9 protein-coding genes are annotated in these 16,208 nt (G+C 48.0%); 2 read left to right on the forward strand and 7 right to left on the reverse strand.

Annotated elements, in window-relative coordinates; all coding sequences use genetic code 11:
* Positions 1-126 precede the first annotated feature (126 nt).
* Together NSB03_RS02595 and NSB03_RS02600 are read left to right on the forward strand one after the other, a co-directional pair.
* Positions 127-1,977: a 2-oxoacid:acceptor oxidoreductase subunit alpha gene (locus tag NSB03_RS02595; RefSeq protein WP_024986375.1), complete on the forward strand. Its 1,851-nt coding sequence runs from the start codon at positions 127-129 to the stop codon at positions 1,975-1,977.
* Between the two features lie 3 nt (positions 1,978-1,980).
* Positions 1,981-2,991, forward strand: coding sequence for a 2-oxoacid:ferredoxin oxidoreductase subunit beta (locus tag NSB03_RS02600; RefSeq protein WP_024986376.1), 1,011 nt, complete (start codon positions 1,981-1,983; stop codon positions 2,989-2,991).
* A 377-nt stretch (positions 2,992-3,368) separates the two neighbouring features.
* On the opposite strand, the gene NSB03_RS02605 is transcribed toward NSB03_RS02600, so the two are convergent.
* From NSB03_RS02605 to NSB03_RS02635, 7 genes are all read right to left on the reverse strand, one after another.
* Positions 3,369-5,822, reverse strand: a complete 2,454-nt coding sequence (locus NSB03_RS02605; protein ID WP_257466191.1) for a beta-glucosidase — start codon at positions 5,820-5,822, stop codon at positions 3,369-3,371.
* A gap of 14 nt (positions 5,823-5,836) precedes the next feature.
* Positions 5,837-8,044, reverse strand: coding sequence for a glycoside hydrolase family 3 N-terminal domain-containing protein (locus NSB03_RS02610; protein WP_024986377.1), 2,208 nt, complete (start codon positions 8,042-8,044; stop codon positions 5,837-5,839).
* A gap of 15 nt (positions 8,045-8,059) precedes the next feature.
* Positions 8,060-8,914, reverse strand: a complete 855-nt coding sequence (locus tag NSB03_RS02615; RefSeq protein WP_242357756.1) for a DUF4886 domain-containing protein — start codon at positions 8,912-8,914, stop codon at positions 8,060-8,062.
* A 27-nt stretch (positions 8,915-8,941) separates the two neighbouring features.
* Positions 8,942-10,765 carry a DUF4886 domain-containing protein gene (locus NSB03_RS02620; protein ID WP_024986378.1) on the reverse strand — a complete coding sequence of 608 codons (1,824 nt, stop codon included), beginning with the start codon at positions 10,763-10,765 and terminating at the stop codon, positions 8,942-8,944.
* Between the two features lie 6 nt (positions 10,766-10,771).
* Complete coding sequence (locus NSB03_RS02625; RefSeq protein ID WP_024986379.1) at positions 10,772-12,568, reverse strand: glycoside hydrolase family 2 protein; 1,797 nt, start codon at positions 12,566-12,568, stop codon at positions 10,772-10,774.
* A gap of 30 nt (positions 12,569-12,598) precedes the next feature.
* Positions 12,599-13,903 carry an acetylxylan esterase gene (locus NSB03_RS02630; protein WP_024986380.1) on the reverse strand — a complete coding sequence of 435 codons (1,305 nt, stop codon included), beginning with the start codon at positions 13,901-13,903 and terminating at the stop codon, positions 12,599-12,601.
* Positions 13,904-14,139: 236 nt separating this feature from the next.
* Entirely contained in the window at positions 14,140-16,206 is a 2,067-nt protein-coding gene (locus NSB03_RS02635; protein ID WP_257466193.1) for an alpha-galactosidase, read from the reverse strand.
* Between the last annotated feature and the right edge of the window lie 2 nt (positions 16,207-16,208).

Genomic DNA, 16,208 nt, shown 5'->3' on the forward strand with positions numbered 1-16,208 from the left:
AAATAATCGGCGTCAATAGAACAATAAAGTACGTTTTATTTTGATAATTCGTTTGACTTTCCGACCTTTACGCTCACAAATTGAAAGTAAAAAACAGTTTTTAAATTAAATATAGTAATTAAAATTATGGCAGACGAAATGATGGTTAAAGAATTGGAGGAAGTCGTAGTACGTTTCTCCGGCGACTCCGGCGATGGCATGCAGCTGGCCGGCAACATCTTCTCGAACGTGTCGGCTACAGTGGGAAATGACATCTGTACATTCCCCGACTACCCGGCAGACATCCGCGCCCCACAAGGTTCGCTGACCGGTGTTTCCGGTTTCCAGGTACACATCGGTGCTGGACAAGTTTACACTCCCGGAGACCGTTGCCACGTATTGGTAGCAATGAACCCTTCCGCACTGAAGACACAAATCAAATTCTGTAAACCGCAAGGACTTATCATCACCGACTCCGACTCGTTCGAAGCCAAAGATTTGGAAAAGGCACAATTTAAAACCAACAATCCTTTTGAAGAACTAGGCATCAAGCAGGAAGTACTCGAAGTGCCCATCTCTTCCATGTGCAAAGAAAGCCTGAAAGACTCGGGACTGGACAATAAATCGGTACTCCGTTGCAAAAATATGTTTGCGCTCGGATTGGTTTGCTGGTTGTTCAATCGCAATCTTGCCGCAGCTGAGAAAATGCTGCGTGAAAAATTCGCCAAGAAACCCGAAATTGCAGAAGCTAATATCAAGATATTGAACGATGGTTTCAACTACGGAGCCAACACGCACGCTTCTGTCTCTACTTATAAAATTGAAAGCAAAGCTCCGAAAGCAAAAGGGCTTTATACAGATATTAATGGTAACAAGGCAACTGCCTACGGATTGATTGCCGCTGCCGAGAAAGCAAGACTGGAACTCTATCTGGGTTCCTACCCTATCACTCCGGCTACCGATATTCTGCACGAATTAGCCAAACATAAATCATTGGGAGTAAAAACCGTACAGTGCGAAGATGAAATCGCAGGTTGTGCATCCGCTGTCGGTGCCGCTTTTGCCGGTGCTTTGGCAGTGACTACAACTTCCGGTCCGGGTGTTTGCCTGAAGAGTGAGGCGATGAACCTTGCTGTCATCGGCGAGCTTCCATTAGTGATTGTCAATGTACAGCGTGGCGGTCCGTCTACCGGTCTTCCTACTAAATCGGAACAGACCGACTTATTGCAGGCCCTTTACGGACGCAACGGCGAAAGCCCGATGCCTGTAATCGCCGCAACATCACCGACCAACTGTTTTGATGCCGCCTATATGGCATGTAAGATTGCCCTGGAACACATGACTCCGGTTGTATTGCTGACTGATGCTTTCGTAGCTAACGGTTCTGCCGCATGGAAACTTCCTAATCTGGACGAATATCCAGCCATCAATCCTCCGTATGTAACTCCGGACATGGCAAGCAACTGGACTCCTTATCAACGCAATGAAGAAACAGGCGTACGCTATTGGGCTACTCCGGGAACAGAAGGTTTCATGCATCGTATCGGTGGTCTTGAAAAGAGCAACGAAACAGGCGCTATCTCTACCGAACCCGAAAACCACAACAAGATGGTTCACCTTCGCCAAGCCAAAGTGGACAAGATTGCAGACTATATTCCCGAACTCGAAGTGTTGGGTGACGAGGGCGCGGACTTGCTGATTGTCGGTTGGGGCGGTACCTACGGACATCTCCGTCTGGCTATGGACTATATGCGCGAACATGGAAAGAAAGTGGCTTTCGCTCACTTCCAATACATCAACCCGCTGCCGAAGAACACTGCCGATGTGTTGCGTAAATATAAGAAAATCGTGGTAGCTGAACAGAATCTGGGACAATTTGCAGGTTACTTGCGCATGAAAGTGCCCGGATTGAACATCAGCCAGTTCAACCAAGTGAAAGGACAGCCTTTCGTCACGAGAGAATTGATAGATGCATTCACTAAATTATTGGAGGAATAAAAGATGAGCGATAAAGTATATACCGTACAAGATTATAAAGCAGGTCAGCCTCGCTGGTGTCCGGGATGCGGTGACCACGCTTTCCTGAATTCACTGCACAAAGCCATGGCCGAACTGGGAACAGCTCCGCACGATATTGCCGTCATTTCGGGTATCGGTTGTTCTTCCCGTCTGCCCTATTATGTAAATACATACGGTTTCCACACCATCCACGGACGTGCAGCCGCTATTGCAACAGGAGCTAAAGTAGCTAATCCGAATTTGACTATCTGGCAGATTTCCGGTGACGGTGACGGTCTGGCAATCGGCGGTAACCATTTCATCCATGCTGTGCGCCGCAACATCGACCTGAATATGATTCTATTGAACAACCGTATCTACGGATTGACCAAAGGGCAGTATTCACCGACATCTATACGCGGATTCGTAAGCAAATCTTCGCCTTATGGCACCGTGGAAGATCCCTTCCGACCGGCAGAACTGACGTTCGGCGCCCGCGGACGTTTCTTTGCGCGTTGCGTAGCCGTTGATGGTGCCGCTTCGGTAGAAGTATTAAAAGCAGCAGCCAACCATAAAGGTGCTTCTGTTGTAGAAGTTCTGCAAAATTGCGTTATCTTCAACGACGGAACTCACGCCAGCGTTGCCACCAAAGAAGGACGCGCCAAGAATGCTATCTATCTGGAACATGGCAAACCGATGTTGTTTGGCGAAAACAAGGAATTCGGATTGATGCAGGAAGGCTTCGGGCTGAAAGTAGTGAAACTGGGTGAGAACGGTATCACAGAAAAGGATATCCTTATCCACGACGCACACTGCCAAGACAATACGCTTCAACTGAAACTGGCTTTGATGGAAGGTCCCGACTTCCCGATTGCACTCGGCGTAATCCGTGATGTAGACGCTCCGACTTACAATGATGCTGTCGTTGAACAAATCGAAGAAATCAAAGGCAAGAAGAAATATCACAATTTCCAGGAGCTGTTGATGACTAATGAGACTTGGGAAGTGAAGTAATTCACTGTCTACAATAAAATAAAAGATGGAGAAAGAGGCTCAGTTCCCTTTCTCCATCTTTTTTATACTTTGAAACTCATTACTATATCTTTGGATAAGTATAAGGACAGGTAATCTACTTCTTAGTATTCTCCCCAACCTCCCAGTGAAACCATCCGTTTCTCGGTTTGAAACTAATTACGAAATAGCTTTACTAATCATGTTCAATTGTGAAAGCAGGAAACATCAATTAATAATTTATTAGCGTACCGAAGTAAACAGAACCATATACTGAACTTACTCAAGTCTCCTACATCATTCCACTGAGTGTAATACTTATCTTGGTCAATTCTAGTACTAATAACTCATTATTATGCCATCTGTGCAGAAATCGCATACTACCATCCAACCGTAACTTTCAGAGGCAAACGATTGGAAGCCGGACCGGCAAGAATCTCAAACTCGCCTTTTTCCACTACAAAGCGGTGTTGATTCATATCGTAAAAAGAGAATGCATCCTCATCCAACACAACAGAAACCCGCTTCTTCTCCCCTTTCTTCAAGAAGACCTTTTCATATCCTTTCAGTTCTTTCTGAGGACGGGGGACAGAGGAGTGTACATCATGCACATACACCTGTGCCACTTCCGAAGCATCCATCTTACCTGTATTCTCGATATCAAAGCTAACGGTCACCTGATGCTCACCCGTTTTCTCCGCAGCCATATTGCTATAAGCGAAAGTAGTATAAGACAAACCGTAGCCAAACGGATAGAAAGGCGCTTTTCCCGAACGGTCGTATCCACGATAACCGACAAAGACACCTTCGGAGTAATCGACACGCTTAATTTCCGCTTTCAGGTTCTCATAATAGCTATCATGCACCGGATTATCTTCCCATTTCCGTTCGATAGAAATCGGTAGCTTGCCGCTTGGAGAAATCTTACCGGTCAGGATTTCAGCAATCGCCCGCCCGCCTTCCTGTCCCGGATACCAGGCCATAAGAATAGCTTTCGCTGCATCATACCAGTTGGTGAAGTCCACACCGCCACCGGCGTTCAGTACAACCACGACATTGGGATGCATAGCCGCAATCTTCTTGATAAACAGTTCCTGATAGCGGAGCAAAGCAAACGGACGGTCAAAGCCTTCGCCTTCCGTGTTACTGTTGAAGCCTGTGCAGAACACTACATTGTCCACTTTGGCCAGTCCTTGACGAAGTTTGGCCTCATTAAGGCTATAAGCGTTGAAACGGATGATGGCCGAAGAAATATTATCAAAGAATTCAATCCGGAAACGGTATTCCTTACCGCCCTCAACCGGCAGCTCAACTTCACGGCTGGAGTAGGAATGATTTCCCCAGTCGCCAGTAATATGCTTGTCGTTCACAAACAGGCGGTAACCGTCATCACCACCGATGTGGAGTTTCAACTGGCCGTCTGCCTGTGGGACATAACAGGCTGTCCAACGGACTGAAAAGGCATCCGTCGGAAAACCGTCCAACGGTGCGCCATAGCCCCAATCATAATCAACTGATGATTCCGTGCGTACAACTTCCGGCTGTCCCAAAAGCGTCTTGTTCTTGAAGTATTCAGCCTTGAAGCCTTTCACCTGACGATTAGCGTCAGTATAAAACTCATTTACAATATCTTCATAAATCACATCATCCGTCAATAATACCAGATTCTTTTTCTTCTGTTCCTTCAAGCCTTGAGCCACTGAGACGGTAGAAAAAGGAGTGACAAAACCACTGCCGCCACCGGTAGGTATCAAATCTGCATTAGGACCCATTACGGCTGTTTTTCCTTTCAGCGGGAGCAGGTTTGCTTCATTCTTCAACAATACTACACCTTCGCGTGCCAACTCTAAAGCTGTCTGGCGGGAGAATGGATTATCCAACGGAATATTACTGTCTTTCTGTTCCTTATCCAACATTCCATAAGCAATCAGTGTCTGCAAGATATGCTGCACTTTCAGGTTGATGGTTTCTTCGGTCACCGTGCCCGTTTTGATGGCGGGGATAAGGTTGTCGGCATTCATGAAACGCCCTTTGGGCATTTCGAGGTCAAGTCCCGCGTTAGCTGCGCCGATGGCGGAATATACCGAGGTCCAGTCCGACATCAGAATACCCTTGAAGCCCCAAAGATTGCGCAAGACATCAATATTCAGCCATTTGTGTTCGGTCGCATGGACACCGTTCAACAGATTGTAGCTGTTCATCACAGCACTCACGTTCGCTTCCTGTACAGCCTTGCGGAAAGCCGGAAAATAAATCTCGTGCAAAGTACGCTCGTCTATGTCAGAGCTGGCATGGTGGCGGCTCCATTCCTGGTTGTTACCGGCAAAGTGCTTGATGGTCGCAATGACTCCTTCCGATTGCACGCCCAAGATATATTGCTTGGCAGTCTCACCAGTCAGGTAAGGGTCTTCACCGAAATATTCAAAGTTACGGCCGCACAACGGAGCACGATAGATATTCACGCCCGGACCAAGCAGAATACTTACCCCACGAGCTTTGGCATCCTGTCCCAGGCCTTGACCCAATTTATAAAGCAAGTCACGATTCCAGGTAGAAGCGGAAAGGATGCCGGACGGATAAAGGGTGCTTTTAGGAGCATGGTTACGGATTCCCTGCGGGCCGTCAGCAAGACGTATTTCAGGGATTCCCAAACGGGGAATGGCACGCAGGGAAAAACTCGTATATCCGGAGATATACTCTATTTTCTCTTGCAAAGTCATTTTTGATACAATCTCCTTCGCACGTTGTTCTACTTGAGGAGTAATTGTCTGTGCATGGGTCAGGATGCTGCATGCGAGCATACATAGACCGATAATGCCTGTTTTCTTTTTCATGATGGTCATGTGTTTTAGTCTATCAATTCTATTTTAACGGTCTGTCCCAGTACGTGAATATTGTATTCTCCGGTTTCGAGGAATCGTCTGCCGTCCTCATTGACAAATCCGAAATCACGTTCCAGATCGATATCGAAACGGAAAGTCTTCGTTTCTCCGGCTTTGATAAATTGTTTCTCAAAATGTTTCAGTTCTTTCACCGGACGGGTAATCGAGCAATACGGGTCGGAGATAAACCAATGGACTGTCTCTGCTCCGTCGCGGGCGCCGATGTTGGTGACAGTCACTTCAGCCGAGAGCTTCTCGCCACGCTTCACTTTAGTGGCAGAAGGGGTAACAGTGCCATACTTGAATTCTGTGTAGCTCAGTCCGTGACCGAACGGATATAACGGTTCGCTTGTGATATCTTTATAAAACCCCTGATGTCCGCGACCGCTCTTGCGACGGTTGTAATAGATAGGAATCTGTCCTGTGGAGTAAGGAAAGGTCATGGCAAGTTTGCCGGAAGGATTAATACGTCCTGACAATATTCCCGCCATCGGAAGCGCACCATTCACACCCGGCTGCCAGATTTCCAATATGGCATCAGCGACCGGTTCCAGACGGTTCAGTTCCAACGGACGACCGTTGACCAATACCAGTACGACAGGCTTGCCGGCTTTCTTCAGTTCTTTTGCCAGTTCTTCCTGCATCTGCGGTAGTGCGATGGAAGAACGGGAAGCATTCTCACCGCTCCAAGTCATCATTTCGCCCAAGCAAAGAACAACAACATCAGACCAGCGTGCAGCGTCCAATGCTTCTGCAAATCCTTCGCGATTATCTCCTTGTGTATTGCAACCTAATGCGTAACGCAGTTCGGCTTTTCCTGCAAATTCAGCGGCCAGACCGTCATAAAGCATTGCCACATCCGTATCCTTTCCGTGACCACGCCAGGAGCCTAACAAGTCCCAGCCATTTTTTGCCATAGGACCTATCACGGCAATCTTCTTTTTATCCGTCAGCGGTAAAACGTTGTTTTCGTTTTTCAGCAATACCATGGATTCTGCCGCAAGCCGGGCGGCAATGTCCATGCTTTGGGGACGGAAGAAACGTTCTTTCTCAGTTGTAACGGGAGTATAAGGACGTTCGAACAAGCCAAGACGGAATTTCAGAAGCAAGACACGGCGGACAGCCTCATCCACTTGAGCCATTGATACCTTGCCTTCTTCTACCAACTCCTTCAAATGACGGTCATAAGCATGAGACATCATATCCATCTCAAGACCGGCGGTAAATGCATACCGGGCGGCTTCCTTTTTAGTTGCCGCCAATCCCTGGTTTTTCAACTGTTCGATAGCTCCCCAGTCGGAAACGATAAAACCGTCATGCCGCCAACGGTTCTTTAATATCTCGGTCATCGTATAAGGGTTTGCCGAACCCGGTACACCGCTGATATCATTAAAAGAACTCATCAGAGTTGCCGCACCGGCTTTCACACCCATTTCATAAGGAAGCAGATAAGTGTCCCAAAGAGTTTGCCGGGAGATTTCGGTATATACATAGTCACGTCCGGCTTCGGATGCCCCGTAGCCTACATAATGTTTCAGACAAGCTGCCACACGGTTTTCTGCCGACATATCATCACCTTGATACCCTCTGACGGAAGCTGCGCCGAACACTCCGTTCGCATAAGGGTCTTCACCATAACCTTCCGCCACACGTCCCCAACGAGGGTCACGCGCCACGTCAATCATCGGCGAGAACGTCCAATCCACTCCCGACATACGGGCTTCCTGCGCGGATACGGCACACGCCTGCTCCACCAAATCCGGGTTCCAGGAACAAGCCTGCGCCAACGAGATAGGATACACGGTACGGAATCCGTGAATGGCATCATAACCGAAAATAATAGGAATACCCAGACGGGATTCTTCCATCGCTTTCTTCTGCATATTATTACGCAGTTCGGGAGTTGCTTCGAAGTAAATCAGAGAACCGATTTCCGCCGGTACTTTCTTTACCTCTTCGCCTACATTATTCACATTGTTGTTCCGTCCCAAGGTATATTGGTTCAACTGCATCACTTTCTCTTCCAAAGTCATGCGGGACAAGAGGTCGTCTACACGTTTCTCAATCGGAGCCTTTGCATCTTTATACAGTGCCTCCCCTTTTTTATCCTTTGCCGAAAGGGTACATACCATACCCAGCAAACACAAGCCATAAACTAATACTCTTTTTCTCATTTGTATTTTCGTCGGTTAGTTAGCAATAGACAGGTCGGTTACCTTATACGGATGCTTTACAGCCGCATGGGCAGCTTGCTGGGCAACAGTTTTCCGTGCCTCATCCAGCCCTTCCGGGGCATAAGGATTCCCGACTACATTATGTTTGAAGATGCGTTCGAACCAAGTGCAGGCAGCGGTATATCGGCCTACCTTCACATCCAGATGATAGCCGTCCCGATTCAGATGGTCGCCGATGAAAGAGGTACGGGCGTTCTGTATGGCAGTGCCCGAAGGGATGACAATCTTTATCCTGTTCACCTTAGCCGCCTTCTTCACAGCATCGGTAATGGCCTGATACATGGTGAGTTGATTGCAGTTGTAGTTTTTAAAACCACTATGCTTGGAAGTAGACGCATATGCCCAGGTTTGGTGCAGCATCAGCTTTGTTTTCTTTGGAAGACGCGCTTTTACATATTCTATAAGTTCCGGCAGAGAGGCTTCATACGTCTCATACATTCCCGAAAAAGGACTTGCCTGTTGCAGGCTGACGTAATCCCAGTCTTCATCTACCAGCACCGCTTCCAAAGACATCTTGCCCTTTTCCCGTTTCTTTCCATCCGTACCGATTTTCCGGTAGGCATAGGCGAGAGCATTGTCACGGGCATTTTTCACATGACGTTCCAGCGAACAGCCGCCGATAAACATATTGCCGATGATGGTTGAAATGCCTTCGGCTTCCGCCAGTTCATGCAGATATTGCTCCACGGCATCCTGCGAGAAGCTGTTGCCGATGGCAAGTATCCTGACCGTTTTCTGCTGCGCATACGCTCCTCCGGCAAGAAGGAGCAGTATGAACATACCAATCACTACATTTCTATATTGCTTCATTATAATCAATATGATAAAAAACAGACTTTATTTCACCGGACTGATGCATAGTGCATTGATGTGTCCTTCCGCGGCCAAACCGGTATCAATCCCTTTCACCTCGACAATGACCTTGCCTTCCGAATCCGGTTCTATATTCTCAAACTTGGCAATGTATTCCTCGAAAATTGCGGCATTAAATGCGGCAACATCCTTGATGCCTGTCTTCACTTTTTTAACCTCACTCTCCGTTTTACCTACCAATTTGTAAGAAGAGATACGGGCGTCTTTGCTTCCATTGAAACGGATGGCTAAAATCATAAAATTATATTTCCGGGCTGCATCCAGTTGAGAGATTTCTATTCTTCCCGGGCCTACATCACCCTTATTTTTCTCTCCTCCCACCAACAAACCGTCTTTCCATGCAGTCAGCGGAAATTCCACGCCATCCACCGTCACCGGGCTGGCCGGTTCGGAACCGACTCCGGCATGAGTCGCGGTAAATCCGCCAAGCACTCTGACGCCAATATTCGTATAATTGTTTTCCGCATCTTTTATCCAGCTTGAAGTTGAACTTTCCTGATGCGAGGTTATATTATTCCACGGAGTGGCAGAGAGTGAAGTCGGGCCGAAATCAATATAGACGGGAGCTTTCAAGTCGGTGCCAGCTATTTCCGGTTCCTTGAAGTTAACCATATCAGTCACTTCATCGGGTTTCTGCACAGCGTAATGAGCCGCATTTTGTGCCATCTTCACCACCTGCGGGTCAATCGTTTCGGGAGCATACGGGTTGCCGACAACGTTTTGTCCTGTAATCATCTCAAACCAGGTGCAGGCAGCGGTATATCGGCCGTAAGTAACCTCCAGATGATAGCCGTCGCGATTGAACGCATCACCCAAGAAAGAGGTACGGGCATTCTGGATAGCAGTGCCCGAAGGAATCAGCAGGTTCAGTGCCGTATGATTCGTCACCGCTTGTCGGGCAGCAGACACAATGGCATTGTACATAGTCATCTGGTTGCTGTCATAATCCGGGAAACTTTCATGAGTGGAACTGGAAGCGTATGCCCAAGTCTGGTGCCACATCAATTTAGCCTGCGGACAACGCGCCTGTATACCGGCAATCAAATCGGCAAGCGCTGTGTACGTATCATATTTACCGGATTTTCCGCTCGCCTGCTGCAAGCTGATATAATCCCAACTTTCATCGGCCAATGCCTGAGACAGCTTATATTTGTTTTTCAGCACCTTCTCGCCATCTACCACTTTACGGTATTCATATGCCTCGGCATCCGACTGTAAATTAGCCAGATGCCTGTCCAAATCGCATCCGCCGATATACATATTGCCAATAATAAAATCATGTCCTGCGGCTGCGCCCAATTCATACAGGTATTGCTCCACCGCGTCTTGGGAGAAGCTGTTGCCGATGGCAAGAATCCGGATTGCCCCTTGCTCCACCGTAACGGGAATCGTGGCAACAAGCGGTTTGGTATCTGTAGGACATTCGATAGTGACGGACGTGTTTCCGGCAGATACACCTGTGATTGTGACATGCCTACCGTCTGCATCTACCGCTACGCCAGCTATGTTTGGATTTTCGGAAGTACAGGTATATTCAGGCTTCAGATTCTCGTCACCGCCTACCGATACATTCAATGTAACCGTTTCGCCTGTGGTGACGGTAACTTCATTGGAAGCTACCACCATCCATTTGCCGTCCACATAGACGATTTTCTCTTCAATCTGCGTCACTATCTTCTCCGACTCGGAGCAGGATACCAATACTCCTCCGACAGAGAGGAGTGACACTATAAATAATAATCCTGCCAACAGGAAGTTATTGTTCCATTTTATGGTTTTCATAGTCATCTACTATTAGTTATTGTTTCTCTTTTTCATGTAATAATCTCTCATCAAATACCACGCTTTCTTACGCATACCTTGGTCGGATATGAGGCCTTTGCGGTTCCAACCATCCTGATTAGTCGGGTGGAAACGGAACGGGGAACGGAAGTCGAACAGAATCCAGGGCGATACGCCACGCAGGTTCGGGATATTGTCGAACATACGGATATTGTCTCTATACAGACGTGCCTGGTATTCTTCACTCCAAGAGCTGACTACGTTCTCATCACCGGACTGACCATACAATGCTTCGCCGCCAAATTCCGAGATAATCAGCGGTTTGTCCGTCACTACTTCCCATATGGCGTCTTTCGGCTCCACAGGCCACGGATGATACCAGCCCATATATTTATTGACAGCTACGACGTCCAGTCGGGAAGTGAAAGAATCTTCCATTACAAAACGCTGCTTCTCACTGTTGAAGCGCACGAGGTCGAAAGCGGCAACATACAGACGGGTAGTGTCCAGTTGTTTTCCCGTTTCGAGCAGGGAAGTAAGAAATTCGTTCCGTTCTTTGGAAGGTTGTGTTTCATTGGCAACGCCCCAATAACCTACTGCGCAGCGGTTCTGGTCGCGCTTAATCATTTCAGAGAGCATCCTCTGCGCTTTCTTACGGGTATCATTGTCTGTAAAGTCAATGCCTTGCCAAATGGGAATCTCCTGCCAGAGAAGGAAGCCCATCTTTTCTGCCAGGCGTACTGTGTATTCATTTTGTGGATAATGAGCCAGGCGAATCATGTTCACGCCAAGCGCTTTCGCTTCATTCAGCAGCATGGCTGCATCGGCTTCCGAGAAAGCGCGCCCCATACGTTGCGGGATTTCTTCATGAAAAGAGATACAGCACATAAATGCCGGCTTCCCGTTCAGGTAAATATCAGTTCCTTTCACGGTGATGTTGCGGAAGCCGATTTGCTCTTCCACACGGTCGGTATTTGAAGACACAGTCACATCATAGAGTTTCGGTTCTTCCGGCGACCAGCGTTGCAGCTTCTTCGCGTTCAATACGGTTTCCGCCTTTCCTTCTGCATCGGTGGTAAGCTCCGCGTTGATTTTGAGTTCAGGGATGGCAACCGTCACTTTCTCACCTGCTTTTTTATCAGAAAGACGCACACGGGCGATGATGCGGTCGGGAGCGTTTTTATCCAGTTGGACGAAATAATCTTCTATAAATGTCCGGGGAGTTTTCACCAGCAGCACATCTCTTGTGATGCCGCCATAGTTCCACCAGTCGAATGCCATAGCGGGAATGGCGTCTTTGGTGCGGCGGTTGTTCACTTCTACCGCCAGGAAGTTGTCACCGTCTTTCAACAGGTGTGTCACTTCCACTTGAAAAGGGGTGAAACCGCCTTCGTGCTCTGCTATCTCTTTTCCGTTCAGGTAGACTTTGCTACGATAGCTGACAGCGCCGAAATAAAGGAACTGGCGTTTGTCTGCCAAGCGTTTGGCATCAAAGTGACGGGCATACCATACAGTGCCTTCGTAATATTTCAGTTCGGGCGACTGGGAGTTCCAATCTCCCGGAACGTTAAGACGCAACCCGCCTTCGAACGCGTATTCGTAGAAATCAATATTTCCTTCCGGTTGCCGGTTCTCATAGATTTTCATCCGTTGTCCCTGGTCGTACAGGTCGATGATGGCATTCCATTTACCATTCAGCGAATGGATGTCACGGCCATATACATTCGTTATCAGCTCTTGTGCCGCAACGCTTCCGGCAAAAGCAATCAGCAACAATAGACAGAGGTTTAATTTCTTACCTGTTTTCATTTATCTATTAGTTTATGGTGTATTAGTATATTATTCGTTTTTCGGTTTATCTTTCAGGAAATTCATTACCCAGTTCCAAGCTGCACTCCACTGTTCGGCATAGGCATAATGGGCGGTCGTCTCAGCTACAAACAGTTCTTTCGGAGCATTAATGACGTTGTAAGCGGAGTAAGTGGTGGTAGGCGGACAAACCATATCATTATAGCCAAAAGTATAGAATCCCGGCACTTTAACCTGACGGGCAAAGTTGACTACATCAAAATACTGAATGGTTTTCATCTTTTCCGGTGTCCGGTTCTTCTCATCCTTCAACATATGCGGCCAACCGCCCGCACGACCGTGGGCATAACCCGCCACATCGCACAAGGCCGGATAGAAAGCAACCAATCCTTTGACACGAGCATCCAGTCCGGCAATTACAATGGAAAGCGCACCGCCCTGGCTTCCACCGAAGGTCGCCAGATTGCCATTAAATTGGGGAAGTGTGTAAATGAAATCAATGGCTCTCACACAACCTGTATAGACCCGCTTGTAGTAGTACTTGTCCCGATTGTCCATATTGAACGAGTGGTAATTCTTCAAAGCTCCGTTATAAAGGCGGTGATAGACATCCCCCTCCATATTGACCGGAATGCCGTGAATACCGATTTCCAATATGATGAACCCCTTTCCGGCACGCTCGGCCTCTCCGTTATAGGAACGGATGCCTGCGCCCGGCACTTTCAGAATGGCCGGATATCTCCCGGAAGCCTTCGGGACACAAAGGATGCCGTACATACGGGACGCATAGTCATTGTTCGCGAAAGAGACATGATATACGTTCACTTTATCCGTACACCTTTCCGGCAGTAAAGTCATTATGGGTTCCAGTGCCCACTTTTCTGCGGTTTCTTTGGTGGTCTTCCAAAATTCCAGAAAGTCGGCAGGCAACGAAGTAACCGGTTGCAATTTCTCGGGAGAAAAGCCGACAGTAGCCACACCTTCATACTCACGCCCTTGGCAAGTGACGAAAGCGCGACAACGCAGGAACCCTTCTTTTTTCATGGTACCTGCGTTAATTTCAAGCTTTTCATTCTTCAAAGGCTGTTTGCCTGTCTGATGAGGTTTCATCATGTCTTCCGAAATCTCATAGCGCACTTCCAGATTATCCTGCGGGATATTGCATTTCAATACCGCCACCTTGAATTTCACTTTTTCTCCCGGTTTATACAGCCAATTGGTGTGGTCGGGAGTGACCCGCACTTGAACCAGTCTTTCCTGTGGCTGTCCCCATGCAACTATCTGCATGGAGACAAATGCTATCAGGAGAAGAAGAAAACGTACACTTTTTATCATAGTTCCCTATTTTATTTCATTTGTCATTACTATATTAATATTCCATTTATCAGCTGTTAATACCCATTGTCTCAACTATTAATACCTATCCGCCCAACTATTAATACCTGACAACTCAACTATTAACATCCAACAGCAGAGGCATTAATGCTTCTCTCCACGCATCGTAGCACCCTGTAAATCAGAAGTTAACACATCATTCGTCATTAACGTAAAAAGCAGATAGCCGCCTTTTTTTATGGTTTTACTTCGTATTGATAGAGTGCGAAAGAGTTCTTGTCATTCAGCTCGAAACTTACTCTGCCCTGTGTGCCGACTTTTGCGGCAAACTTCCCGCCACTTCCCATCACAGGGGTAAAAGTAACCTTCTTGCCCTCAGGAAGCCAAGTGTCAATAGTCCCCCTGGCTTGCTCGTTATCTTCGCGGTAAACCACAAGATAGCCTTGCGTGCCGGAGACGATCGATTGGAATCCGGTCCACGAGCGTCCCGAAGGTTCTTCACCAACGGGCAATATGACGCCTTGATGAAACCGGAGTTGCAAGGGTTGGTACTTCTTGAGCAGAGATGCCGTAGCATAAGCCTCCTCGGGCAAGTTCGAAGCTTCCATCCAAGCCAACGGCTGTGCCGCCAAGGTGATGGCAAAGAGGTAATCGAAACTGTAACGGGCGGGGGCAAAAGGGTCGGCAGCGTCATACTTGTCGGCATTGCGCCATTTATTAAGAAACTCTATCTGCATCTTCTCCGCCGGTACATAGCGAGACAGCATCCAGAGGTTGCGCAAGGTGCGATAAGGGTAATAGTTGCCCCAGTCGGTATAGCGGTTTTCCAGGAAGATGTTGCCATACTCGTTCATATAGTGATACCCGCCGCGACGACCGGCAGTGGCATCGAGGTTGAAAATCACTTCATGGTTGGTCTGCTCCAACACAGTATCAAACAGTCGGCGCAGATTCTGTTCGGCTGTCTTGGTAGGTATCTGCAGGCCGTCTATCTTGAAACAGCAGATGCCGTACTTCTTATAAAGTCCGATAATGGCCTGCGCATCTTTTTGCCAATCGGCAAAATCATTCTGTATGCTGGGATTGAACCACAATCCGATGCGAATACCCAACTTCTTGCCTTTCTCTACAATAGGTTTCAGTCCATGAGGGAATTTCGTGGGATTAGGCGTCCAGTAACCGGCATTCTTCCAAATATCCTTAAAACTACCTCCGGCAGTCTTCGAGTTAGGGCTTTTTCCGCTCTGCCAGCCATCGTCCAGCTGAAAGAGGGTGATGCCCATACGTGCGGCACGGTCCAATTCTGCCAGGCAGAAAGCCTCATCTATTCGGGCATCCTGGCTACGGTCGCCCCAGGTATTGAGCATAATCATCTCATCCTGTGCGGCGGTGTGGTGGCGCAGTTGTTTCTGATAGAGGCGCAGGGCAGTAAGCGCTTCTTGCTCGCCGCCGGTATAGATGCCGGTGACGCATCCATAAACGCGGGTCCAGCTATCCGGCTTTACATCATGAGACGCAATGCCCAGCCCCACTACCATAAAATCACTAAAGTCCGCCACGAAGTCAGAGCCCGGATAATGCAATTGGGTACTGCTGCTGGGAGCCTCTTTCAAAAAAAAGAAGCCTTGACGCGTAGTGACGTCATGAGCAAAAAGCAAATTACCACGATACGTATTGCGACGGTAAGGAAGCCAGGTACGCCCGGTCACCAGATTGTCGTTCCAATCGGTGTAGTCGAAAAACTCTATTGTGCGGGCACTCCAATGATTGCCGGACAGTTGCAGCCTGTCGAGCGTGGGAGTTCTCACCCCCGTAGCCATATCGGCCGTGTGCTCTATATTTTTGCGGTCGGCGTTAGAGCGGTTGTCCTCCTTATTCAGGTAAAGTTCCACTTGCCCTTTCAGATAGGTGTCGCAAGCAATGGCGGGACAGTCTGCGTAAATGCGATAGCGGCGCTCTATATTCAGCGAACCGATGGTGCAAGCCACGGTAGCCTGCAGATAACCGGCATGGATGCCGTTCGTCGGTATCTCGTTCACGGTCAGCGTGGCATCCGTAGGGATACCTTTCACAATCGAGAAATCGGGTTGTTTGCCCTGTGCCGGAATGGTTTTTCCGTGTTGCTTGTCAGTAAGGCTGATGGTAACAGGCGCACCGTTATTCCACAGCATGACACGTTCCATACAGTTATTGCCCATACGTAGCGTGTCACCTTTCAGAACAGCGTAATACTGTTGTCCTCCCCAAAGCGGCAAGGTACATATTGCCGATAGAAATATCGTGATAATATTTTTTTTGCTCATAG

The organism is Bacteroides acidifaciens (assembly GCF_024623065.1).
Classification (GTDB): domain Bacteria; phylum Bacteroidota; class Bacteroidia; order Bacteroidales; family Bacteroidaceae; genus Bacteroides; species Bacteroides acidifaciens.

What these genes read in the sequence shown, in the direction of transcription:
- NSB03_RS02595 (WP_024986375.1), top strand. Translation starts at nt 127, where the DNA reads ATGGCAGACGAAATGATGGTTAAAGAATTGGAGGAAGTCGTAGTACGT.
- NSB03_RS02600 (WP_024986376.1), top strand. Translation starts at nt 1,981, where the DNA reads ATGAGCGATAAAGTATATACCGTACAAGATTATAAAGCAGGTCAGCCT.
- NSB03_RS02605 (WP_257466191.1), bottom strand. Translation starts at nt 5,822, where the DNA reads ATGAAAAAGAAAACAGGCATTATCGGTCTATGTATGCTCGCATGCAGC.
- NSB03_RS02610 (WP_024986377.1), bottom strand. Translation starts at nt 8,044, where the DNA reads ATGAGAAAAAGAGTATTAGTTTATGGCTTGTGTTTGCTGGGTATGGTA.
- NSB03_RS02615 (WP_242357756.1), bottom strand. Translation starts at nt 8,914, where the DNA reads ATGAAGCAATATAGAAATGTAGTGATTGGTATGTTCATACTGCTCCTT.
- NSB03_RS02620 (WP_024986378.1), bottom strand. Translation starts at nt 10,765, where the DNA reads ATGACTATGAAAACCATAAAATGGAACAATAACTTCCTGTTGGCAGGA.
- NSB03_RS02625 (WP_024986379.1), bottom strand. Translation starts at nt 12,568, where the DNA reads ATGAAAACAGGTAAGAAATTAAACCTCTGTCTATTGTTGCTGATTGCT.
- NSB03_RS02630 (WP_024986380.1), bottom strand. Translation starts at nt 13,903, where the DNA reads ATGATAAAAAGTGTACGTTTTCTTCTTCTCCTGATAGCATTTGTCTCC.
- NSB03_RS02635 (WP_257466193.1), bottom strand. Translation starts at nt 16,206, where the DNA reads ATGAGCAAAAAAAATATTATCACGATATTTCTATCGGCAATATGTACC.